The sequence below is a fragment of the Alicycliphilus sp. T452 genome (assembly GCF_054512775.1).
Genome location: NZ_JBTNEH010000014.1, coordinates 1 through 20,607, shown reverse-complemented (window position 1 = coordinate 20,607; position 20,607 = coordinate 1). Strand labels below are relative to the sequence as shown.

Sequence of the window (20,607 nt, the reverse complement as noted above, 5' to 3'; positions counted from 1 at the left end):
TCCGTATTTTGGCGAGTGCGGCGCCCGTTGGTCCGACTGGGGGCGGGATAATCCCGACATGCCCCATGCCGCCGCCAGACCCCTGCATGTCCCCGCCTGGATGACGCCCCACAACCTGCTGCGCGCCTCGGTGGGCGTGGCCGTGCTGACCATCGTCCTCAAGACCCTGGCCTGGTGGGTCAGCGGCTCGGTCGGGCTGCTGTCGGACGCGCTGGAGTCCTTCGTGAACCTGGCCGGCGCCATGTTCGCCCTGGCCATGGTGACCGTGGCCCGCCGACCGGCGGACGCGGACCACCCCTACGGCCACCACAAGGCGGAGTACTTCTCCTCGGGCTTCGAGGGCATCCTCATCGTGGGCGCGAGCATCGCCATCCTCTGGGCGGCCGTGCTGCGCCTCATGCACCCGCAGCCGCTGGAGCAGCTCGGCTGGGGCATGGGCCTGTCGCTGCTGAGCACCGCCTGCAACGGCCTGCTGGCCTGGGGCATGCTGCGCGCGGCGCAGGTGCACCGCTCCCTGGCGCTGGAGGGCGATGCGCGCCACCTGATGACCGACGTGTGGACCTCCATCGGCGTGGTCGTCGGCCTGCTGGCCGCCGGCGCCACGGGCTGGACATGGCTGGACCCGCTGGTGGCCATCGGGGTGGCGCTGAACATCCTGCGCGAGGGCGGCCGGCTGATCTGGCACGCATCGCAGGGCCTGATGGACGAGGCCATGGAGCCCACGCTGCTGGCGCGCGTATACACCGTGCTGGACGGGCACTGCAACGCCAGCGGGGGTGCCGTGCATTTCGACAGTCTGACCTCGCGCCGCGCCGGCGCGCGCAGCTTCGTCGACCTGCACATGCACGTGCCCGGGCGCTGGACGCTGGCCGAGGCTGCCCGGCAGCGCAGCGCGGTGGAGCAGGCGCTGATGCAGGCCGTGCCCGGCCTGCGCGCCACCATCGAGCTGCTGCCCGAGGACCATGACACGGTGTTCGAACAGAAGGTGCAGGCCGGGGAGGAGCAGCCATGATCGGCCTGCTGCAGCGCGTGAGCGAGGCGCGCGTGGAGATCGCGGGCGAGGTCGTCGGCCGCATCGGCCCCGGCCTGCTGGCCCTGGTCTGCGCCGAGCAGGGCGACGGCGAGCAGCAGGCCGACAAGCTGCTGGCCAAGATCCTCAAGCTGCGCATCTTCAGCGACGAGGCCGGCAAGATGAACCGCAGCGTGCAGGACGTGGGCGGCGGCCTGCTCATCGTGAGCCAGTTCACCCTGGCCGCCGACACGCGCGGCGGCAACCGCCCCGGCTTCAGCCAGGCGGCGGCGCCCGCCGAGGGCGAGCGCCTGTACGACTACTTCGTGGTCCGGGCGCGCGCCGCGCACCCGGTGGTGGCCACGGGGCGCTTCGGCGCCAGCATGCAGGTGCACCTGGTCAATGACGGGCCAGTGACCATTCCGCTGCGCATCGCGCCTGAATGCTCATAAATTAATAGATGATTACGCTTTCTGGAGAGGCGCTAGAAGACAATTTCATGCATAACTCGCCTGGATGCATGCGCTGGTGGCGTGCATCCTGTCCGGCGAGCCCGTGCCGCAGGGCAGGTGCCGCCTCATCGCCCCCCGGAGACCGTCGCACAGGTGCAGCAGGGGCGAGGTGGTCGCCGGGTAAATCTTCAAGACTGGCTTGGTGGGGCGCGTCAGCTACTGCTGCTCTTGAAGCAGCTTTCTCTTCTCCTCCTGGTACTCGTCGGCGGTCAGAACATCCTTGTCGAGCAACTGCTTGAGTCTCTCCAACTGCGTGAACTTGTCATGTGAAGCCTCGGCTGACCGAGGTGCCCGGGGTGCCGCCCCATGACCGCCGGGGTTTGGACGGTCGGCCTGGTATGCGATAGGAGCGTCTGCATTTTTCCGGGAGAGCTGCTTTTCCATTTCCGTGAACTGCACCAGAAAAACTACGAGAAATATGACGGCTGGAATCCACGCGATGACATTCACCACGGGGATTAGCAAGCAGGTCGTGGATATTGCCGTGCCAAGCCCCATGGCTTTTCCATAGTCCTTGGGTTCTTTCCCGCTGCCAGGGTTTTCTGAGAAGTAATTCCTGAAGGATTCAGGAATCCTGTGTGGAAGCAGTATCCAGTAGAAGGCGATTCCTGCAACTGGGATGAGTGTGAACCAGGCGGTGTAGGGTTCTGTTGTCCTGTATTTTTCAGGGATGTTCTGTAGCCCCTGATATAGCCGGTAAGCAAAAACTATCTCGACAATTATGAGAAGGATGAGGATGACGAAGATATGTCCGAAACTCAAGTCGTTGTGCATGTGTCGCTCTTTGGGTTGAATGTCAAGGGCTGGGCTGGAAGGCCAGTTTTTTCTTGAGGTCAATGCCGATGACCAGATAAATGCCCAGGACGATGGTGGGACCCCAGAACCAACGGCTCACCAGGGGATAGGTAATGGTTTGAAAACCCGCAGCTCCAGCCGCCGCGCCAACGGCGCCGACCCCGCCTCCAATCAGCGCCATTGCCAGTGCGCCCAGCGCGACCCCCGTTCCGCCGGTGACGACGCCCACGGTTCCGACCGCGAGGTAGGTGAGAAACCCGATCCCCGCACCCGTTGCCGCCCCCCCGCCCACGGCTCCTACCCCTGGCAACACGAAGCGCGTCATGGAGCCCACCAAGGTGGCCAGGTAGATGCCATAGAAGACGATTCCCAGGCCGACAATGCGCTGGTGCCACCGCGCCAAGCGCGCATGCCTGGCTGCTTGCGCATCCGCCATCTCGTGCAGGCCCGTGGAGCGGAGTCGCTGATCTTCCCTGCGGCGCCTGATCCGCAGGTACAAGGCAGAGGCAATCCATGAAACGAGAAGCAGCAGGCCTATGCCGATGGCCGGGGTGAGCGTCTTCATGGAACTCAACCTTCGGCGTGCGCCGCCAGGAACAGCGATTTCTCCAGCGAGGAGAAGAAGTCCTGGTAATGCTTGGGATCCTCGATCGGGGTGATGTTGAACTGCGCATTGGCACGCACCAGCATCCGGTCGGTGCCTTGCGCACGCACGCTCACGGTCATGGTGATACGGTGCGTCGCCAGTTTGGTACCGGTGACCGTGCCCAGCGTCAGATCGGCCCGGTCGATCACGAAGCCCAGGTCCTGGAGCGTCGAGATCGTGGCGCGCAGGACTTTTTCCTTGTCGCTGGTGTCGAAGACGCGGGATTGGTAGCTGCGCTTTTGCAACTGGGTCTCGGCGCCTGCGTCCAATACGCGCTGGTTGGTGGTGGCGCAGCCGGCGAGGGCGGCGGTGGCCGCGATGCAGGAAATAAGCAGGTATTTCATATCTTGTGGGCTTCGAGGAAGACGGATTTGGAAAGCCGCTCATAGAAGTCGCGGTATAGCTCCTCGCCCTTGAGCGTTTCGGCATAGGTGCTGCCGTTGGTGCGGCGGACGATGCGCTGGAACGTGACGCGGACCAGGTGGCTGCCTTCGCTGGCCTTGCCGCTGCCGTCGGTCATGGGGCGTATCACCAGCGCGACGCGTATGGTCTGGTCCTTGCTGGTGGCAGTGGCGCCGCCGCCCAGCAGCGCTATCACCAGGGCTGCGGCGAATTCCCCTGCGTTGAAGGCATCGCGCTGTTTGCTGGCCGTCAGCACCCCGAGCTTGGATTCGGAGTTCTCCAGGTTGAAGCCCAGGTCTTGCAGCACGTTGGAGCTGGCGGACAGCAGGTCAGCCTCCTTGATCCCGTCGTAGCGCCGGGTTTCCAACTGGCGCTGCTGCAGCAGTTCCGGGGTCACCACGAAGGTGTTGGGCGGGGCCTGCACGGCGCAGCCGCCGATGAGCAATGCGGCGCACGCTGTGGCAATGGTTTTCTTCATGGTCAGAACCTCGACGTGTGGTAGGCGAAGTCCCGCACCTTGCGATCGTGGTCGAACTTGATGACGACCGTCAGCGTGCGCTGGCTGGTGGAAGACGCGCCGGCCGAAGCGCCTGCGCCGCCGCCGATGCCACCCGCCGCCGCGCCGCCGAAGCCCAGCACCAGCGCCTGGACGCCGCCGCTGCTGGCCGAATAGGCTCGATCCGTGGCGATCTTGTCATACACCCAGACCTCGCGCCGTTCCTCGTCGGAGGAAACGATGTTGGGCGAGCCCAGCACCTGGGCGACTTGCGCGCCGCTCATGCCGATCTGGATCTGCCGCTGCACCGTGCCCACGGTGAGCCGGTCGGTGCTGTCGTCCTGTACGGCGGCGCGGTGCGCGCCAACGCCTTGACAGCCGCCAAGCGCGGCCAAGATGGCCAGGGCGGGGGCGAAGTAGACCTTTCGTCGATAGCGCATGCCAGTCCTTTCTTTTCGTGAATCGCGCCAGAAGTTGTTCCACGGCCGAGGCTATGGTTGTGAAGGGGCACCCCAGGGAGGATGCCTTAAATCAATCAACTTTTTGGTAAATTATCAATCAAAATGTGATTGATTCATCAAGCGATTCCTAACTTGCGCTGGATGAACGAGAAAATCGAATTCAGCAACCGCTTGCGCCAGGCCATGGCGGACGCGGGCTATGCGCCAAGTCCCTCAGTGCTGGAGCAGGAGTTCAACTTGCGCTGGTATGGCCGGTCCATCAGCAACCAGGCTGCGTGGAACTGGCTCAACAGCAAGGCCGTTCCCACGCAGGACAAGATTCAGGTACTGGCCGAGTGGCTCAATGTGGAGCCAGAGGTACTGCGCTTCGGTGAAGCGGTGCGCCATTCGGTGCAGGAATATCGCCGGCGCTGGGACGAGGGCGTGGGCTATCTGGAGCGCGAGACGTTCGACGCTTTCCTGCAACTGCCGGCCCCGCAGCGCAAGCTGATCCGCGAGGTGATCCTGACCTTCGCCCGGGTGCATGGCGGCGCGGCAGCGCAGGGGGCCTTGGCAGGCAAGGCACAGGCGGAATGATCTAAAAGGATCGCTGCCAGCGCTTTCTAGGAAAGCGCTGGCGGTTGATTTGATTTAGAGCCTGCTCCAGCCTACTGCCGCCAGAAAAACAGCGCCGCCATCGCCAGCCCCGTCGCCACGATGCCCCAGCGCAGCACGGGCGCGGGCAGCCGGCGCGCCACGCGCGCGCCGCCGTAGCCGCCCAGCGTGGCGGCCACCATCATCAGGAGGGCCTGCGGCCACAGCACGATGCCGCCCGCCGCGTAGATCGCCACGGCGATGGCCGTGAGCAGTGCGGAGACGAGGTTCTTCATGCCGTTCATGGCGTTGAGCCGCGTCTGGCCCAGCAGTCCGAACAGCGCCAGCAGCAGGATGCCCAGCCCCCCGTTGAAATAGCCGCCATAGGCCGCCACGGCCAGCATGCCCAGGCTGGCCTTCCAGGGCGCGGCGCCGTGCCGGCCCGAGCCCGCCCACTGCCGCAGCTGCGGCCCGAAGGCGAACAGGGCGGTGGCCGCCAGCAGCAGCCAGGGCACGACCTTGCGGAAGGTGGCGTCGGGCGTCACCAGCAGCAGCGCCGCGCCGGCCGAGCCGCCCGCGAGCGACAGCGCGACCACGGCGCGCATCGACAGGCCCGGCGGCGGCTGCATGTCCTCGCGAAAGCCCCAGGCGCCCGCCATGTAGCCGGGCAGCAGCGCCACGGTGCCGGTGGCATTGGCCACCACGGGCGGCACGCCGGTGAAGACCAGCGCGGGCAGAGTGAGGAAGCTGCCGCCGCCCGCGACGGCGTTGAGGGCGCCGGCGACGAAGGCGGCGGCGAGGAGCAGGGTGGAGTCGAACATCGGGGCGATGTTAAGTGGGCGCCGCCGCGCGATTGGCAGCGCCTGAGGTCGGAGTGTCGTGACATGCTGCCGCCGGCCGGGGGCCGTGCACCGGGAAATCCGGGGGGCCTGGGCTGCTCTACGATGGCGGCATGAACCACCTCCACACCGGCGGCACCATGGCCGCGCAGCATCGTGCGGCCTTCCGGGCCTTTGCCGACCGCGAGGCCCTGGTGGGCGGCGGGGTGCGCTGGTCCTATGCCGGGCTCGCTGAACGCTGCCACCGCATGGCGCGCTACTTCCAGTCCCTGGGCCTGGGGCGCCAGGACGGCATCGCCATGCTGGCGGGCAACACGCCCGAGGCCGTGGTCGTCGTCATCGCGGCCCAGTTGCTGGGGCTGCGCTACACGGCGCTGCACCCCATGGGGGCGCTGGAGGACCAGGGCTTCGTGCTGCGCGACGCCGGCATCCGGCTGCTGGTGGTGGACGGCGTGCGCTTTGCCGCGCGCGGGGCCGAGCTGGCAGCGCTGGGCATCGCCCGGACGGTGGTCTCGCTGGGGCCCGCCCCGTTCGGCGCCGACGCGGTCGCGGCCTCGGCGGCGTTCGACGGCTCGGAGACGCCCATCGAGGTCCAGCCCGACGACGTGCACAAGATCTCATACACCGGCGGCACCACGGGCCGGTCCAAGGGCGTGGTCCACCGCCAACGCACGGCGCTGACCATGCTGCTGCAGCAGCTGGGCGGCTGGGAGTGGCCCGCGCCGACGCGCTGCCTGGTGGCCACGCCCATCTCGCACGCGGGCGGCTCGCTGGTGCTGCCGACCCTGCTGCGCGGCGGCTCGCTGGTGCTGGCCGACAAGTTCTCGCCGGCTTCGTTCCTGCAGACCGTGCAGGATGAGCGCATCAGCGTGACCTTTCTGGTGCCGACGCAGATCTACGCGCTGCTCGACTGCGCCGACCGCGCGCGCTACGACCTGTCGAGCCTGCAGCTCGTGCTCTACGGCGCGGCGCCCATCGCTCCGGCGCGGCTGGCCGAGGCGCTGCGCGTGTTCGGCCCCGTCTTCGGCCAGATCTACGGCCAGGCCGAGGCGCCCATGACCATCGCCTACCTGCGCAGGGACGAGCACGACCCGCAGCGGCCCGCGCTGCTGCAGTCCTGCGGCCGCCCCCTGCCCGGCAACGAGGTGCGGCTGCTGGATGCGCAGCTGCGCGAGGTGCCGCCCGGCGGGGTCGGCGAGCTGTGCGTGCGCGGCCCCCTGGTCATGGACGGCTACCTGAACCGCCCCGAGGAGACCGCCAAGGCCCTTGCCGGCGACTGGCTGCACACGGGTGACATGGCGCGCATGGACGAGCAGGGCTACCTGTACCTGGTGGACCGCGCCAAGGACATGATCATCACCGGCGGCTTCAACGTCTATTCGACCGAGGTCGAGGCCTGCCTGGCGCTGCACCCGGCGGTGGCGCAGTCGGCGGTGATCGGCATCCCCGACGCCAAGTGGGGCGAGGCGGTCCTGGCCGTGGTGGTGCCCAGGCCCGGCGCGGCCCGCCCGGCGCCGCAGGAGCTGATGGCCTTCGTGCAGCAGCACAAGGGGCCGGTGCTTGCGCCCAAGGCGGTGCGGTTTGCCGATGCGCTGCCGCTCACGCCGCTGGGCAAGGTGGACAAGAAGACGCTGCGCGCGCAGTTCTGGCAGGGGCGGGAGCGCCTTGTCTGATCAGCCGGCGTAGGGGTCGGCGAAGCCCAGCTCCTGCATGATGGCCGTCTCGTAGGCCTCCATCTCCTGCGCGTCCTGCTCGCCGGTCTCGTGGTCCCAGCCCTGGGCGTGCAGCGTGCCGTGCACGAGCAGGTGGGCGTAGTGCTCCTGCAGCGTCTTGCCCTGCTCGCGCGCCTCGCGCTCGACCACGGGGGCGCACAGCACCAGGTCGGCCACGGCCACGGGCTCCTGCTGGTAGTCGAAGGTGAGCACGTTGGTGGCGTAGTCCTTGCGGCGGAACTCGTGGTTCAGGCGCCGGCCTTCTTCGGTGCCCACGATGCGCACGGTGATTTCGGCATCCACGGCCAGCGCGTGGCGGATCCAGCGCGCGACCTTGTGGCGCGGCAGTACCGCGCGGTGGGCCGTGAGGCCGGGGGCGGCGTCGCGCGCGAACTGCAGGGAGAGGGTGAGTTGGTTCAAAGCCATTTTGGCCTCCAGCGCTTGCCAGGCAAGCGCTGGCAGCTATCGAATCAGGAGTTTTCGCTGCGCTTGCGCTGCGCGTCGTAGGCGTCCACGATGCGCGCTACCAGCGGGTGGCGCACCACGTCGGCGCTGGTGAAGCGCGTCACGGCGATGCCCTGCACGCGCTTCAGGATGCGCTCGGCGTCGATCAGGCCGCTCAGGGTGCCCTTGGGCAGGTCGATCTGGCTCACGTCGCCCGTGACCACGGCGCGCGCGCCGAAGCCTATGCGCGTGAGGAACATCTTCATCTGCTCGGGCGTGGTGTTCTGCGCCTCGTCCAGGATCACGAAGGCGTTGTTCAGCGTGCGCCCGCGCATGAAGGCCAGCGGCGCGATCTCCAGCGCGTTGCGCTCGAAGGCCTTCTGCACGCGGTCGAAGCCCATCAGCTCGTACAGCGCGTCGTACAGCGGGCGCAGGTAGGGATCCACCTTCTGCGTCAGGTCGCCGGGCAGGAAGCCCAGGCGCTCGCCGGCCTCCACGGCCGGGCGCGTGAGCACGATGCGCTGCACCTGGCTCCTCTCCAGCGCATCGACCGCGCAGGCCACGGCCAGGTAGGTCTTGCCGGTGCCGGCCGGGCCTATGCCGAAGGTGATGTCGTGCGTGGCGATGTTGTGCAGGTACAGGCTCTGGGTGGGCGTGCGCGCGCGCAGGTCGGCGCGGCGCGTGGTCAGCGGGGCGGGGTTGCCCTCCTCGTCCATCATGCTGGCGTCGCCGGCCAGCATGAGCTGCAGGTGGTCTTCCTTGATGGGGTGGTCCGCCATCTCGTAGAGCGCCTGCAGCAGTTCCATGGCCTGGGCGGCGCGGGCCTTGGGGCCGTCCACCTTGAACTGCTCGTGGCGGTGGGCGATCTTGACCTGCAGCGCCGTCTCGATGGTGCGCAGGTGCACGTCGGCGGGACCGCACAGGTGGGTCAGGCGCAGATTGTTATGCGGTGTGAAAGTGTGGCGCAGTATCACGCTGATAATTCCGGCAAGGGCCGCCGCGGGTGCGGCTAAGGATAAGCATGATAGGCAAATTGACCGGCGCGCTGCTGGAAAAGAACCCTCCCGAGGTGCTGCTGGACTGCCACGGCGTGGGCTACGAGGTGCTGGTGCCCATGAGCACCTTCTACAACCTGCCCGCCGTGGGGCAGCAGGTGAGCCTGCTCACGCAGTTCATCGTGCGCGAGGACGCGCAGCTGCTCTACGGCTTCGCCACGCAGCCCGAGCGCCAGGCGTTCCGCGAGCTCATCAAGGTCAGCGGCGTGGGGCCGCGCACGGCGCTGTCCATCCTCTCGGGGCTGGGCGTGGCGGATCTGGCGCAGGCCGTGTCGCTGCAGGAGGCCGGCCGCCTGGTCAAGGTGCCGGGCATTGGCAAGAAGACCGCCGAGCGCCTGCTGCTGGAGCTCAAGGGCAAGCTGGGCGCGGACATGGGCGGCAGGCAGCACGCGGCCAGCGCGGACCAGGCCGACATCCTCCAGGCGCTGCTGGCGCTCGGCTATAACGACAAGGAAGCCGCGGCGGCGCTCAAGGGGCTGCCGGCCGACGTGGGCGTGAGCGAGGGGATCAAGCTGGCGCTGAAGTCGCTGGCCCGGTAGGGCTCCGGCTACGTTCTTGCACGAGGAGTGAAAAACATGCGCATTTGCACAATTCGGTGGGCCGCGCTGCCCATGGCCTTGGCCCTGGCCGCCTGCGGCGGCGGCAGCGGCAGTAGCGACAGCGGTGGCGGCGGCAGCGGCACCCCGGAGGCGCCCGCATGGAGCGAGCGCATCGAGCCCTACGACCCCGGCAAGTCAGCCAGCGTGGCCAAGGCCGGGGCGCAGACGTCCTCCGCGCTGGCCGACCCCGCGGACACGCGGGCCGTCACCCTCGGGCCGCTGCCCGAGTCCATTGCCAAGGCCGCCGCCGGCGCGCCCGCGGCGCCGGGCGTGCCGCATCAGATCGGCCAGCCGCGCAGCGTGGCCGAGACGGCCGGCGTGGCGGCCACCGCCGCGCTGCTGCGCTGGCGCCCCGGCCCGGACGGCACGCAGGTGGCGGCCCTGCGCTTCGAGTCGCAGGGCGCGCGCGGCGTGCGCCTGGGCGTGCTGGTGCAGGCCCTGCCGCCGGGCGCCGTGCTGCGTTTCTACGGCGCGGCGCGGGACGAGGCCGTCGAGGTCGGCGCGCAGGAGCTGCAGGACGTGGCCGAGCGCAACGCCCGCGCCGGCGCCGCCGACGCGGTGGCGCGCACCTACTGGAGCCCCGATTTCGGCGGCCCGCAGACCACGCTGGAGGTGCAGATACCCGCCGCCGCGCCGCCCGCCTCCGTGCGGCTGGCCGTGCCCGGGCTGTCGCACTTCACGGTCTCGCCCGCCGAGGCCGAGGGGAGCGTCACCGCCAAGGCGCTGGGCGATGCCGGCAGCTGCGAGATCGACGTGGGCTGCGACGCCGCCTACCTGGAGCAGAGCCGCTCGGTGGCGCGCATGACCTACGTGGACGAGACGGGCGCCAGCTTCTACTGCACGGGCACGCTGCTGAACGACGCGGCCTCGTCCGGCACGCCGTATTTCCTGGGCGCCAACCACTGCATCTCCACCCAGGCGGCGGCCTCCACGCTCGTCACCGACTGGCTGTTCCGCGCGGCCAGCTGCGGCAGCGGCGTCAACTCCGGCGCCTGGCGGCTCACGGGCGGCGCCACGCTGCTGTACGCGTCGGCCGCCACCGACACCTCGTTCATGCGGCTCAACAGGCAGGCGCCCGCGGGCATCGTCTATGCGGGCTCGTACTACGGCGGCGTCCCGGTCGGCGCGGCGCTGGCCAGCGTGCACCATCCCGAGGGCGACCTGCAGAAGCTCAGCCTGGGCACGCTGCTGCGCTACGGCAACTGCAGCGACGGCAGCTGCGGCGGCAGCGACTCCGGCAGCGGCGGCTTCCTGGTGCTGGACTGGCAGCAGGGCAGCACGGAGCGCGGCAGCAGCGGCGCGGCGGCGTTCATCACCATCGGCGAGCGGCGCTACGTGACCGGCCAGCTCTACGGCGGCACGGCCAGCTGCATGGCGCCCTCCGGCGTGGACTACTTTGGGCGCTTCGACCTGAGCTACCGGGCGGCCCTGTACAAGTGGCTGAACCCGGGAAGGTAGTTCACCCCACCAGCACCAGCCCCGGCGGCAGGCTGTCGCCCAGGCTGCGCCGCTGGTCCTCGGCGTCCATGTCCGTCACCTGCTCGACCATGGCGATCCAGCGCGCGGGGGCGTGCGCGGCGCGCATCCTGTCCAGCACCAGTGCGCGCCGGGCGTCGGGCAGGTCGCGCGCGCGGTCGCCCGTCATGCGCGCGATCTGCACGGCGGCGAACAGCGCGTGCTCGTTGCGGCGCCAGTCCTGCGCCAGCGCGGCGTCGAGGAACTCCTGCGCCGCCTCGGGCGGCATGACCGTGTGGGCGTTGGCGGCCAGCGGCACGCGCGCCGCCAGGCGGCCTATGGCCCACCAGGTCTGCGGGGGCTCGCCGGGGCGCTTCAGGCGCGTGAGCATCCACTGGCCCATCTCCTGGCGGTACTGCCAGGGCACGGCCTCCATGGCGGCGAACAGGCGCAGCATGTCGTCGTAGCTGCCCCAGGCGGCCTTGCCCTGGCCGCGCTGCACGGTCTTCTGCATGCAGCCAGCCACGGATTCGAGCAGCTGCATCTGCTGCTCTTCGCCGAGGCCCGCGGCCACGCGGCGCCAGAAGACCCACCACTCGGTCCAGTTGGCGGCCTCGCCGGCGTGGCCCAGGCCCTGGGCGTGCAGCTGCCAGACCTGCCCGATGCGCCAGCCGTCGAGCTCGGCGCCCACGCCGGGGCGCAGGCACCAGCCCGCCAGGTTGAACCAGGCGCGCTCGTGCTCGGCCGTGCGCCGGCGGCGCCTGGCGCGCTCCAGCAGCGCGTCGAACAGTGCGCGCAGCAGGGGCAGGCCCCAGGATTCGCGCGCGCCCAGGGTCTTTTCCAGCGCCGCGCGCAGCTGGCGCACCTCCTTGGGCGCCACCTGCTGCGCCTGGTTGCCGAAGATGCGCTCGATGAGGGCGATGGCCTGCGCCTGCTGCCTTCCCGCCCCTTCTTCTTCCTCCGGGTGCGGACCGGGGTGGGGGCCCGCGGCCGCGCCGCGCACGGCGAAGGGCAGCAGCCACGAACGGGCCGCGTCCTGGGCGTCGATGCAGCGCAGCTCCAGCACGCCCACCTCGCTCATGCAGGCCTGCAGCTGCACCTCGGCCTTGGCCGTGGCGCGGCCCTCGGGCGCGGGCAGCACGGTGGACAGCGGCGGCAGCTCCACCCAGCCCTCGCCCTGCAGGGGGGCGATCTGTCCGGCCTGGGCCTGCCCCTGGCTGCGCGCCACCAGGGCGAAGCGCACGGGCTGGCCCAGCTGCAGCGCGAAGCGCCGGCCGGCCAGTGTCAGGCGCGCGCCCTCCTCGGTGCCGCGCGGCAGCAGGCAGACGCCCTGGGGCGCGGCACCGGCCTTGCCCGGCAGGACCAGCCAGTAGCTGCGCGCCGCGCCGCCGCCTATGCGCGGGACTATGGTTTTGGGAGCTGTTGGCGCTTGTCCAGCATGCCTTTGAGGCTGGTTCGACTGGTATTGCGCCAGGCCATGGGCGGCGGCGCCGCGCGCCACGGCCCAGTCCGGGTGCGGGTTGTGCAGCACGCGCACGGGGTTGCCGCGCCATTCGCCGAGCAGTTGCGTGAGCCGCTCGGCCAGCGCATGCGCGTGGAACACGCCGCCGTTGAGCAGCACTGTGTCCGGCAGCTCGCCGTCCGCATGCCGGGACAGGAACTGCGCCAGATGGCGCGAGATGGCGGCGTCGGCCGGGTAGGGCAGGCCCAGGCCGCGCAGCGCGCCCTGGCGCCGGGCGGGCGCGTCGGTGAGCCGCGCGGGCGGCAGGAAGCCATCCACCACGCATTGCAGCACCTGCGCGCGCGTGAGCGTGGCCGAGCGTGCCTGCGCCAGCAGCCTCGATCCGCCGCCCAGCAGCGTGACGGTGGCGGACGCGGGCGCCGCCGCGGCCAGCAGCTGTTCCTTGGCCAGCTGGCAGCGCTGCACCAGCTGGGCGAAGCGCGCGGCGGGCAGGCGCTCGCCCGCGCCGGCGCTGAACTGCGGCTCCAGCTGGTGGGCCAGGGCCAGGTCCATGTTGTCGCCGCCCAGCATCAGGTGCTCCCCCACGGCCGTGCGCGTGAGCGTGGGCAGGCCGCCCGGCGAGGGCTCCACGCGGATCAGCGTCAGGTCGGTCGTGCCGCCGCCCACGTCCACCACCAGCACCAGGCGGCTGCCGGCCAGCCGCGCGGCCAGCGCGTCGCCCTGCAGCACCAGCCAGTCGTGGAACGCCGCCTTGGGCTCTTCGAGCAGCTGCACGGCGGGCAGGCCCGCGAGCCGCGCGGCCTCCAGCGTCAGCGTGCGTGCGCCCTCGTCGAACGATGCGGGCACGGTGAGCACCACGGCCTGCCGGTGCAGCGGCGCGTCGGGCTGCAACGCATCCCACGCGGCCTTCACGTGTGCGAGGTACGAGGCGGACGCGGCGAGCGGAGAGACCTTGTCCACGCCCTCGGGCGCACCCCAGGGCAGGATGGGCGCGGTGCGGTCCACGCCGGGGTGCGACAGCCAGCTCTTGGCGCTGGCCACCAGCCGCGCCGGCACGGCCGCGCCCAGCTCGCGCGCCCAGCGGCCGATGGTGGCGGGCGCTTCTTCCGTTGCATCCAGCGGTGGCCAGGGCGCGCGCCAGGCATCGCCCAGCTCCTGCGGCGCGGCCTGGTAGCGCACCGAGGGCAGCAGCGGCTGCGCCTGTACCTCGGCGGCCGAGATGCGCTGGGGAATGGGCAGCAGCGCGATGTCGGCCGCGCTGCCATCGAGCGGCACATGGGCCACCACGGTGTGGCTGGTGCCCAGGTCGATGCCGACCGCGTGGCGCGCGGGCCGATCCGTGGGGCTGCCGGTCGCGGCGGTCATGCGGCCGGGGTGTCGGCCCGCACGTCGAACTCCACCTTCCAGCGCTCGCAGCCTCCGACCGGCACGGCGTTGAGCTCCAGCGTGCCGATGTCGGTCACGCGCGCGTGCAGGGTGACGGGGACGACCTCGCCCGGCGTGCGGCCCTCGGCGGGCAGGTGGGCCTCGATCTCCTGCAGCTCCACCAGCTCCTCGGGGCCCCAGAAGTCCAGCAGAGTGCCCACGGTGTCGCTGCGCCGCACGCTGGAGCCGAAGAAGCGCAGGCGCACGGGCTCGCCCACGACCAGGCCGAACTCCTGGGCGTCCAGCGCCACCTCCGTGCCCTCCTCCATGCCGAACGGCGCCAGGCACAGGGCCGAGATCGGCGGCTCCATGCCGGGGATGGCCGGCATGTTGGACTCCACGCCCACGTAATAGCTCTGCGCCGTGCCGCCGCGTATGCGCACGCCCCGGCCCGCGGCCGCCACGTGGCCGTAGTAGGCGGCGCCGCGCGCCACGGCCAGGTCGAGGTTGGCGCCGGCCAGCAGGCGCGCGGGCGGCGCGCCCTCGGCGGCAAGCCAGCCATTGACAACTTCCAGGATGCGCTGCTCGATCTGCGCGGCCTTGAGCACGCCGCCGTTGAACAGGATGGCCGTGGGGTGCAGGAAGGACGCGCCTTGCGCCTGCGTGCCCTGCAGGCCCTCGATCTGCCCGGTGGCGCCGGCCTGGCGCGACAGGAAGGCCGCCAGGTGGCGCGTGACGGCCGCGTCCTGCGCGTAGGGCAGACCCAGCTGCGTGAGCGCGGCGCGCGCGCGGGCCTGCGGCCTGTCTGCCACGGCCACGCGCGGGAAGAAACCCTCGACCAGCAGCTGCAGCACCTCGGCGCGCGTGACCTCGGTGCGCAGGCTGCCGCCGATGAGCCTGCTGCCGCGGCTGGGCACGACGACGGGCACGGACTGCAGGCCCTCGTCCTGCAGCAGCTGCTCCTTGGCCGCGCGGCAGCCGTGCGCCAGCGCGCGGGTCTGCCAGGCGTCGAGCTGTTTGCCCTCCTGCGCCAGCTTGCGCGCCACGCCGTAGGCCAGGGCCAGGTCCATGTTGTCGCCGCCGAGCAGGATGTGCTCGCCCACGGCCACGCGCTGCAGCTCCAGGTTGCCGCCGCGCTCCAGCACGGCGATCAGCGACAGGTCGGTCGTGCCCCCGCCCACGTCCACGACGAGGATCACGTCGCCATGCGCCACCTGCTTGCGCCAGGCGCCGCTGCTTGCCTGTATCCAGCTGTAGAGCGCGGCCTGGGGCTCTTCGAGCAGCGTGAGCCTCTGGAAGCCGGCGGCCCTGCAGGCCTCGGCCGTGAGCTCGCGCGCGGCCGGGTCGAACGAGGCGGGGATGGTCACCGTGACGTCCTGCGCGTCGAACGGCGCCTCGGGGTGGGCTTCGGTCCAGGCGTGGCGCAGGTGCTGCAGGTACTGCGTGCTGGCCGCCAGGGGCGAGACGCGCTGCACCTCGGGCGGCGCGTCGGCGGGCAGCAGCGGCGCGCGCCGGTCCACGCCGGGGTGGCACAGCCAGCTCTTGGCGCTGCTGACCAGCCGTATCGGCGTGGCCGCGCCGCGCGTGCGCGCGAACTCGCCCACCGGGCCGTGCGGGCCGGCGCCCCAGGGCAGGGCCATGTCGGCGGCCGCCAGCTCGCTCTCGTGCGGCAGGTACAGGAACGAGGGCAGCAGCGCCCGCGCCTCCACGCTGGCCGGCGCCGTGAGCTGGGGAATCTCCAGCACACCCTGCACCACGCGCTCGCCGTCGCTCGCGGCCTTGTCCACCCAGGACAGGGCGCAGTGCGTGGTGCCCAGGTCGATTCCCAGGCTGAATCGGGCGCTGGCGCTTGTCCCGTCTGCGCTGGCAGCTATCGTTTCGGTAGTCACAGCTCCACCTCGGCCTGGGCGATGATGGCGGCGGCCTTCTCGTCGGTGAGCTGCGGCAGGCGCACGGCGGCGGCGCGCCAGCCGCGGTGGGCCAGCGTGCCGGTGAACGGCGGCTGGCCGACCACGTTGCCGCTCACGCGCACGGAGGCGGCGTCGAAGCCCGGGGGCAGGGTGACGCGGCTGCCCTCGGCCTCGGGGCGCACGGGCTCCAGCGTCACGTGCTCGCGCAGCGCCTTGCGGCAGCCCTCGTGCACCACGCGCGCGGCGGCACCGATCTCGGCGTCCTGGTAGCCGGCCACGTCCTCCTGCACGAAATCGACGAAGCGCGCCTCGCGCTGCAGCAGGCCCAGCAGCTGCAGCGCGGCGGTGGCGGTGGGCACTTCCACGCGCTTCTCGACCACCTTTTCCACGGGCACTTCCACGCGGACTTCGACGATCTTCTCGACGGGCACTTCCACGCGCACCTCGCGCGGCGGCGCATCGGCGGCCAGCGGCTCGCCGCCGCGCAGGCGGGCCACGCGGGCGGCCAGGGGCGCATCGCCCACGAGGGCGAACGCCATGGCGATGCGGCTGAAGAAAGAGGGGGGTGTCTGTTCTGTCATGGGCGATGCGGGGCCGTGTGAAGGCATTGCGGCGCGGCCCGGAAGGAAAGGGTGCCGATGTTACCGAATGGGCATGGCCCGCGGGGGCGGTTGGGGGACAATCGCCCACGCATGACGATCCACACCGACGATTTCTCCCCATCCCCCCCCGCCCCGGCGCGCGAGCGCATGGTGTCGGCCGCGCCGGCCTCGCCGCAGGAGGAGGCGCTGGAGCGCGCACTGCGCCCCAAGCTGCTGCAGGAATACGTGGGCCAGGCCAAGGCGCGCGAGCAGCTGGAGATCTTCATCGGCGCGGCGCGCAAGCGCGGCGAGGCGCTGGACCACGTGCTGCTGTTCGGCCCGCCGGGCCTGGGCAAGACCACGCTGTCGCACATCATCGCCGCCGAGCTCGGCGTTCAGCTTCGCCAGACCAGCGGCCCGGTGCTCGAAAAACCCAAGGACCTGGCGGCGCTGCTGACCAACCTGGAGAGGAACGACGTCCTCTTCATCGACGAGATCCACCGCCTCTCGCCGGTGGTCGAGGAAATCCTCTACCCGGCCCTGGAGGACTACCAGATCGACATCATGATCGGCGAAGGCCCCGCCGCGCGCAGCATCAAGCTCGACCTGCAGCCCTTCACCCTGGTGGGCGCCACCACGCGCGCGGGCATGCTCACCAACCCGCTGCGCGACCGCTTCGGCATCGTCGCGCGCCTGGAGTTCTACACGCCCGAGGAACTGGCGCTGATCATCATGCGCTCGGCCGGCCTGCTGGGCGCGCCCATCGACCCCGAGGGCGGCGCCGAAATAGCGCGCCGCTCGCGCGGCACCCCGCGCATCGCCAACCGCCTGCTGCGCCGCGTGCGCGACTACGCCGACGTGAAGGGCGACGGACGCATCACGCAGGCCATAGCCCAGCGCGCGCTGGCCATGCTGGACGTGGACCCCCAGGGCTTCGACGTGATGGACCGCAAGCTGCTGGAGGCCGTGGTGCACCGCTTCGACGGCGGCCCCGTGGGGCTGGACAACATAGCGGCCAGCATCGGCGAGGAAAGCGGCACCATCGAGGACGTGATCGAGCCCTACCTCATCCAGCAGGGCTACCTGCAGCGCACCCCGCGCGGGCGCGTGGCCACGCTGGCCGCCTACCGCCACCTGGGCGTGGCGCCGCCGCGCGCGGCCGGGGGGCTGTTCTCGGAATAGTGTGCAGTTATTTGCGGGACAGCACACTGGGCCATTCGGGCGCCGCGCAGCACGCCCCCCACGATGAGCGCCTGCGCCGCGTAGTAGGTGGCCAGCACCCAGAGCTGCGCCTGCGGCAGCGGATGCACGAAGCGGCTGGTGGCCAGCAGGGCATCGCTCAGCATGAAGCAGCAGGCGCCCAGCGCCACGCGCAGCGCGGGGCCGTCGCGCAGCGCCGCCCAGCGCCCCCAGGCCTGCGCCGCCATGAGCGCGATCACCAGCACATAGGCCGCCACGGGCGGGCGCAGCGCCGCGGGCAGCCCGCCCAGCCACAGGAAGGCATACATGCCGGCCCCCAGCGCCAGCGTGGCGGCCAGTGCGGCGCGCTGCCCCAGCCAGGGCACGCCCTGGCGCAGGAGGGCGATGTAGCACAGGTGCGCCAGCAGAAAGCTCGCCAGGCCGGGAATGAACAGGCCGGGCAGCATCAGGCACACGTCGCCGGCCAGCGAACCCAGCAGCGCGCCCAGCAGCAGGGGGTAGGGTGATTGGAGGTCAAAAACACCTCTTGCGCCCTGCTGGCGGGCGCTGGCAGCTACGCAAGCAATAGCAAACACCATGGCCATGGGCTTGAACAGCAGGTGCCATTCCTGCAGCCCCAGCGCGCTGGTGGCCGTGGCCAGCGCGCCGGCTTCGATCATCAGCGCCTCCCACGCGCCGATGCGCCCCTGCATGGCCGCGCCCAGCGCCCATTGGCAGGCCAGCAGCGCGGCGAACCAGATGGCGTTGCCGGCCAGCGGCGAACCCTCGGCCTGCCACAGGAAGGCCGCCGCGCCCGCCAGCAGCAGCGCGAACTGCACGCCAGCGAACCAGCGCAGCGCGCGCGGCATGAAGGGGTCGAACAAGGGCATGGCGCCGATATTGAACGCGGGCTTGGGGAACCGCCGCGCCACGTCCGCCGGGCGCCAGCCCGGGGGCTTGAGCCACACGCGCAGCTTGTCCCCCGGTCCGCGCGCGTGCCAGCTGTCGCGCGCCAGCCCGGCGTACACCTGGGCGTTGGCCCACAGCGGATCCCAGCTGTCCAGCAGGCCCCGCGTGCCGTACACGCATTTCTCGCGCGGATCCTCGTCCTTGAAGGTGCCGAAGATGCGGTCCCACACGATCAGGATGCCGCCGTAGTTTTTGTCCAGGTAGGCATCGTTGACCGCATGGTGCACGCGGTGGTTGCTGGGGCTGCAGAACCAGCGGTCGAACCAGCCCAGCCGCCCCACCTGCTCGGTATGCACCCAGAACTGGTAGAGCAGGTCGATCAGCCCCGCCACCACGAACACCAGCGGCGGCACGCCCGCCAGCGCCAGGGGCAGGTAGAACAGCCAGCCCAGCAGCGCGCCCGAGCTGGTCTGGCGCAGCGCGGTCGAGAGGTTGTAGTCCTGGCTCTGGTGGTGCACCGCGTGCGCAGCCCACAGCAGCGCCACCTCGTGCCCCATGCGGTGCAGCCAGTAGTAGCAGAAGTCGTACAGCAGCAGCGCCAGCAGCCAGCCGTACCAGGCCGTCCAGAACCCGTCGTCGCGCCACAGGGCCAGGTGCTCCCAGGCCACCGTGTACAGCCCCACGCGCAGGAGTGCGGTGAACACGGCGCTGGTCTGGCTCAGCACCCCCAGGCTGATGCTGCTGACCGCATCGGCCAGCCGGAACGGACGGACTCCCCGCCGCCGCCCCACGGCCCATTCGAGTGCCATGAGAAACAGGAACACGGGGGTGACGAGGACGATGATCTGGCTGCCGGACATGCGCGCGATTGTGGGCGCGCGCCTGGAGGTGCGGAACGAGGGCAACCCCGAAGCGCAGGGCGGGTCAGCACTGTCTTGGCGCTCTTGCCGTTGCGGTGATTGGCGGCAGCCCCTTCAGGCCTGGCCGGGCGCGTAGCCCAGGTGACGGCTCATCTCAGCGCCCAGCGCCCGCTCAAGAACCGATTTTTTGAACTGCTGAGCATGGCGCCAGGACGGTCAATAACGATGACTTCCGCACTTAGATCCGCCAGCAACATGTCTGCATAGGGCCCTGGTCCTATGCCCGCGAATTTCACAACTCGAATGCCTGCGAGTGGTCTGTTTATGTCTGCCTCTCTTTCTGGTTATGGGTTGCCTGGAACGTCACTTCTTGGCTGCGGGAAGATTGCCGTGAACGCTCATGAGCGACGCAATCGTCGGCGCCTGAGCACGCAGCATGGCTTCGACTCGGCTTTCGATGTCATCGTCGTGATCAGCGAGCAGATATGAGCCGCTCAGCGCAATGGTTCGCTGGGGATTGATCTGCACGGCAATGGCTACTGCACCAAAGCCCGGGGCTAGCTCATTGCGGATGCGCACGGCTCCACTTACGCGACCTTCTTCCACTTGAGCGGTGAGGACTGCGCGATCAACCGTCGCGGTTGACGTCAATCTGTCTTGTTCGCAGCGCTCAAGCGCTTGCTCAAGTGCCACGGGATCGTATCCCAATAGCACGCGCCCGGTTGCGGTGTAGAGCGCTGGTAGACGCGTTCCGATGTGGATGTTCATTGAGTAGAAGCGCTCCTTCTGCGTTCTGGCTGTGCGTCGCGCAATCATGATGACGTCGGTGCCATCCAGCTCCCCCAGGTTGGCCGCGCCACTGCAAACATCCGCAATGTCTTGCAGCGGTGCAGCGACGACCTCTGATACCCCCAAGCCTTGCAGCGCAGAAAAGCCCAGCTCAAGCACTTTGGGTGCCAGACAAAAGCGCTGGTCCATGTCGATACGCAAGTAGCCCTCCTGCACCAGCACCGCCAAAAAACGACTGGTGGTGGATTTGGGCAATCCCGTCAATTTCGCGAGGTTGGTGACCGTCGGCGCATTGGTGCTGCTGACTGCGCGCAAAAGGTCTAGACCCCTCAGCAAGGTTCTGTTAGTATTTTGCTGTTCCATTTAGTGATACTTATGTTCCACTGAGTGAGACAATGGTAGTCAATCCATCCCATTGACGCAAGCTTGTTGATTTCCACGCAGAAGTGACCCACTAACCCCCAGGATTTCCATCTAAATCTGACCCACGTACTAACCCTAACCTGCTGCTTTGTTGAGCAGCAGGAGACCAGGAGTGATAGACGTGGCAACAC

At 69.9% G+C, this 20,607-nt stretch carries 21 protein-coding genes and 1 pseudogene; 7 read left to right on the top strand and 15 right to left on the bottom strand.

The window, feature by feature from the left end; translation table 11 throughout:
- Window positions 1–58 precede the first annotated feature (58 nt).
- Complete coding sequence (locus ACX12L_RS13450) at window positions 59–1,012, top strand: cation diffusion facilitator family transporter (protein ID WP_459263052.1); 954 nt, start codon at window positions 59–61, stop codon at window positions 1,010–1,012.
- The gene (dtd, locus tag ACX12L_RS13445) at window positions 1,009–1,461 is read left to right on the top strand and encodes a D-aminoacyl-tRNA deacylase (protein ID WP_459263051.1); all 453 of its coding nucleotides are present in this window, start codon (window positions 1,009–1,011) and stop codon (window positions 1,459–1,461) included. The genes ACX12L_RS13450 and dtd overlap by 4 nt, the downstream gene beginning before the upstream one ends.
- A gap of 216 nt (window positions 1,462–1,677) precedes the next feature.
- On the opposite strand, the gene ACX12L_RS13440 is transcribed toward dtd, so the two are convergent.
- From ACX12L_RS13440 to ACX12L_RS13420, 5 genes are read right to left on the bottom strand one after another with little or no spacing between them, the layout of a single operon-like run.
- Entirely contained in the window at window positions 1,678–2,295 is a 618-nt protein-coding gene (locus tag ACX12L_RS13440) for an SHOCT domain-containing protein (RefSeq protein WP_459263050.1), read from the bottom strand.
- 22 nt (window positions 2,296–2,317) lie between these two features.
- Window positions 2,318–2,881 (bottom strand): hypothetical protein, encoded by a 564-nt coding sequence (locus ACX12L_RS13435; protein WP_459263049.1) that lies wholly within the window; start codon window positions 2,879–2,881, stop codon window positions 2,318–2,320.
- Between the two features lie 5 nt (window positions 2,882–2,886).
- On the bottom strand, window positions 2,887–3,306 hold the full coding sequence (locus ACX12L_RS13430; RefSeq protein WP_459263048.1) for a hypothetical protein: 420 nt from the start codon (window positions 3,304–3,306) through the stop codon (window positions 2,887–2,889).
- Window positions 3,303–3,842: a hypothetical protein gene (locus ACX12L_RS13425; protein ID WP_459263047.1), complete on the bottom strand. Its 540-nt coding sequence runs from the start codon at window positions 3,840–3,842 to the stop codon at window positions 3,303–3,305. The genes ACX12L_RS13430 and ACX12L_RS13425 overlap by 4 nt, the downstream gene beginning before the upstream one ends.
- A 2-nt stretch (window positions 3,843–3,844) precedes the next feature.
- Window positions 3,845–4,300, bottom strand: coding sequence for a hypothetical protein (locus ACX12L_RS13420; RefSeq protein ID WP_459263046.1), 456 nt, complete (start codon window positions 4,298–4,300; stop codon window positions 3,845–3,847).
- A 162-nt stretch (window positions 4,301–4,462) separates the two neighbouring features.
- Here ACX12L_RS13420 and ACX12L_RS13415 point away from each other — a divergent pair, with 162 nt between their 5' ends.
- Complete coding sequence (locus tag ACX12L_RS13415) at window positions 4,463–4,897, top strand: transcriptional regulator (RefSeq protein WP_459263045.1); 435 nt, start codon at window positions 4,463–4,465, stop codon at window positions 4,895–4,897.
- A gap of 71 nt (window positions 4,898–4,968) precedes the next feature.
- On the opposite strand, the gene ACX12L_RS13410 is transcribed toward ACX12L_RS13415, so the two are convergent.
- Window positions 4,969–5,715: a sulfite exporter TauE/SafE family protein gene (locus tag ACX12L_RS13410; protein WP_459263044.1), complete on the bottom strand. Its 747-nt coding sequence runs from the start codon at window positions 5,713–5,715 to the stop codon at window positions 4,969–4,971.
- 131 nt (window positions 5,716–5,846) lie between these two features.
- Between ACX12L_RS13410 and ACX12L_RS13405 the strand changes: the two genes are divergently transcribed.
- Window positions 5,847–7,406: an AMP-binding protein gene (locus tag ACX12L_RS13405; protein ID WP_459263043.1), complete on the top strand. Its 1,560-nt coding sequence runs from the start codon at window positions 5,847–5,849 to the stop codon at window positions 7,404–7,406.
- Here the strand turns inward: ACX12L_RS13405 and ybeY are convergent, their stop codons facing one another.
- Both ybeY and ACX12L_RS13395 read right to left on the bottom strand, forming a co-directional pair.
- Window positions 7,407–7,871, bottom strand: coding sequence for an rRNA maturation RNase YbeY (gene ybeY, locus ACX12L_RS13400; protein WP_459263042.1), 465 nt, complete (start codon window positions 7,869–7,871; stop codon window positions 7,407–7,409).
- 44 nt (window positions 7,872–7,915) lie between these two features.
- Complete coding sequence (locus ACX12L_RS13395) at window positions 7,916–8,863, bottom strand: PhoH family protein (RefSeq protein ID WP_459263041.1); 948 nt, start codon at window positions 8,861–8,863, stop codon at window positions 7,916–7,918.
- A 47-nt stretch (window positions 8,864–8,910) separates the two neighbouring features.
- Here ACX12L_RS13395 and ruvA point away from each other — a divergent pair, with 47 nt between their 5' ends.
- Together ruvA and ACX12L_RS13385 are read left to right on the top strand one after the other, a co-directional pair.
- Window positions 8,911–9,483 (top strand): Holliday junction branch migration protein RuvA, encoded by a 573-nt coding sequence (ruvA, locus tag ACX12L_RS13390; RefSeq protein ID WP_459263040.1) that lies wholly within the window; start codon window positions 8,911–8,913, stop codon window positions 9,481–9,483.
- 36 nt (window positions 9,484–9,519) lie between these two features.
- On the top strand, window positions 9,520–11,001 hold the full coding sequence (locus ACX12L_RS13385) for a trypsin-like serine peptidase (protein ID WP_459263039.1): 1,482 nt from the start codon (window positions 9,520–9,522) through the stop codon (window positions 10,999–11,001).
- Window position 11,002: 1 nt separating this feature from the next.
- Here the strand turns inward: ACX12L_RS13385 and ACX12L_RS13380 are convergent, their stop codons facing one another.
- Genes ACX12L_RS13380 through ACX12L_RS13370 form a run of 3 tightly spaced genes read right to left on the bottom strand, consistent with a single transcriptional unit; the run spans window position 11,003 to window position 16,316 of the window.
- Window positions 11,003–13,825, bottom strand: coding sequence for an Hsp70 family protein (locus tag ACX12L_RS13380; RefSeq protein WP_459263038.1), 2,823 nt, complete (start codon window positions 13,823–13,825; stop codon window positions 11,003–11,005).
- Window positions 13,822–15,714, bottom strand: a complete 1,893-nt coding sequence (locus ACX12L_RS13375) for an Hsp70 family protein (protein WP_459263037.1) — start codon at window positions 15,712–15,714, stop codon at window positions 13,822–13,824. The genes ACX12L_RS13380 and ACX12L_RS13375 overlap by 4 nt, the downstream gene beginning before the upstream one ends.
- Window positions 15,711–16,316, bottom strand: a complete 606-nt coding sequence (locus ACX12L_RS13370) for a DUF2760 domain-containing protein (protein ID WP_459263036.1) — start codon at window positions 16,314–16,316, stop codon at window positions 15,711–15,713. The genes ACX12L_RS13375 and ACX12L_RS13370 overlap by 4 nt, the downstream gene beginning before the upstream one ends.
- A 111-nt stretch (window positions 16,317–16,427) precedes the next feature.
- Between ACX12L_RS13370 and ruvB the strand changes: the two genes are divergently transcribed.
- Window positions 16,428–17,498: a Holliday junction branch migration DNA helicase RuvB gene (ruvB, locus tag ACX12L_RS13365; RefSeq protein ID WP_459263035.1), complete on the top strand. Its 1,071-nt coding sequence runs from the start codon at window positions 16,428–16,430 to the stop codon at window positions 17,496–17,498.
- Here the strand turns inward: ruvB and ACX12L_RS13360 are convergent.
- From ACX12L_RS13360 to ACX12L_RS13345, 4 genes and pseudogenes are all read right to left on the bottom strand, one after another.
- Window positions 17,441–19,264 (bottom strand): lysoplasmalogenase family protein, encoded by a 1,824-nt coding sequence (locus tag ACX12L_RS13360; protein ID WP_459263034.1) that lies wholly within the window; start codon window positions 19,262–19,264, stop codon window positions 17,441–17,443. The two genes, ruvB and ACX12L_RS13360, sit on opposite strands and share 58 nt — an antisense overlap.
- 62 nt (window positions 19,265–19,326) lie before the next feature.
- A pseudogene (locus ACX12L_RS13355) lies at window positions 19,327–19,456 on the bottom strand (transposase); the annotation flags it as partial.
- Entirely contained in the window at window positions 19,414–19,569 is a 156-nt protein-coding gene (locus tag ACX12L_RS13350) for a CoA transferase (protein WP_459263137.1), read from the bottom strand. The gene ACX12L_RS13350 and the pseudogene ACX12L_RS13355, both read right to left, overlap by 43 nt.
- A gap of 58 nt (window positions 19,570–19,627) precedes the next feature.
- Entirely contained in the window at window positions 19,628–20,416 is a 789-nt protein-coding gene (locus tag ACX12L_RS13345; protein WP_459263033.1) for an IclR family transcriptional regulator, read from the bottom strand.
- Window positions 20,417–20,607 lie beyond the last annotated feature (191 nt).

Bases quoted from the DNA above. Each gene is read 5' to 3' on its own strand.
- ACX12L_RS13450 (WP_459263052.1), top strand. From the start codon at position 59: ATGCCCCATGCCGCCGCCAGACCCCTGCATGTCCCCGCCTGGATGACG.
- dtd (WP_459263051.1), top strand. From the start codon at position 1,009: ATGATCGGCCTGCTGCAGCGCGTGAGCGAGGCGCGCGTGGAGATCGCG.
- ACX12L_RS13440 (WP_459263050.1), bottom strand. From the start codon at position 2,295: ATGCACAACGACTTGAGTTTCGGACATATCTTCGTCATCCTCATCCTT.
- ACX12L_RS13435 (WP_459263049.1), bottom strand. From the start codon at position 2,881: ATGAAGACGCTCACCCCGGCCATCGGCATAGGCCTGCTGCTTCTCGTT.
- ACX12L_RS13430 (WP_459263048.1), bottom strand. From the start codon at position 3,306: ATGAAATACCTGCTTATTTCCTGCATCGCGGCCACCGCCGCCCTCGCC.
- ACX12L_RS13425 (WP_459263047.1), bottom strand. From the start codon at position 3,842: ATGAAGAAAACCATTGCCACAGCGTGCGCCGCATTGCTCATCGGCGGC.
- ACX12L_RS13420 (WP_459263046.1), bottom strand. From the start codon at position 4,300: ATGCGCTATCGACGAAAGGTCTACTTCGCCCCCGCCCTGGCCATCTTG.
- ACX12L_RS13415 (WP_459263045.1), top strand. From the start codon at position 4,463: ATGAACGAGAAAATCGAATTCAGCAACCGCTTGCGCCAGGCCATGGCG.
- ACX12L_RS13410 (WP_459263044.1), bottom strand. From the start codon at position 5,715: ATGTTCGACTCCACCCTGCTCCTCGCCGCCGCCTTCGTCGCCGGCGCC.
- ACX12L_RS13405 (WP_459263043.1), top strand. From the start codon at position 5,847: ATGAACCACCTCCACACCGGCGGCACCATGGCCGCGCAGCATCGTGCG.
- ybeY (WP_459263042.1), bottom strand. From the start codon at position 7,871: ATGGCTTTGAACCAACTCACCCTCTCCCTGCAGTTCGCGCGCGACGCC.
- ruvA (WP_459263040.1), top strand. From the start codon at position 8,911: ATGATAGGCAAATTGACCGGCGCGCTGCTGGAAAAGAACCCTCCCGAG.
- ACX12L_RS13385 (WP_459263039.1), top strand. From the start codon at position 9,520: ATGCGCATTTGCACAATTCGGTGGGCCGCGCTGCCCATGGCCTTGGCC.
- ACX12L_RS13380 (WP_459263038.1), bottom strand. From the start codon at position 13,825: ATGACCGCCGCGACCGGCAGCCCCACGGATCGGCCCGCGCGCCACGCG.
- ACX12L_RS13370 (WP_459263036.1), bottom strand. From the start codon at position 16,316: ATGACAGAACAGACACCCCCCTCTTTCTTCAGCCGCATCGCCATGGCG.
- ruvB (WP_459263035.1), top strand. From the start codon at position 16,428: ATGACGATCCACACCGACGATTTCTCCCCATCCCCCCCCGCCCCGGCG.
- ACX12L_RS13360 (WP_459263034.1), bottom strand. From the start codon at position 19,264: ATGTCCGGCAGCCAGATCATCGTCCTCGTCACCCCCGTGTTCCTGTTT.
- ACX12L_RS13345 (WP_459263033.1), bottom strand. From the start codon at position 20,416: ATGGAACAGCAAAATACTAACAGAACCTTGCTGAGGGGTCTAGACCTT.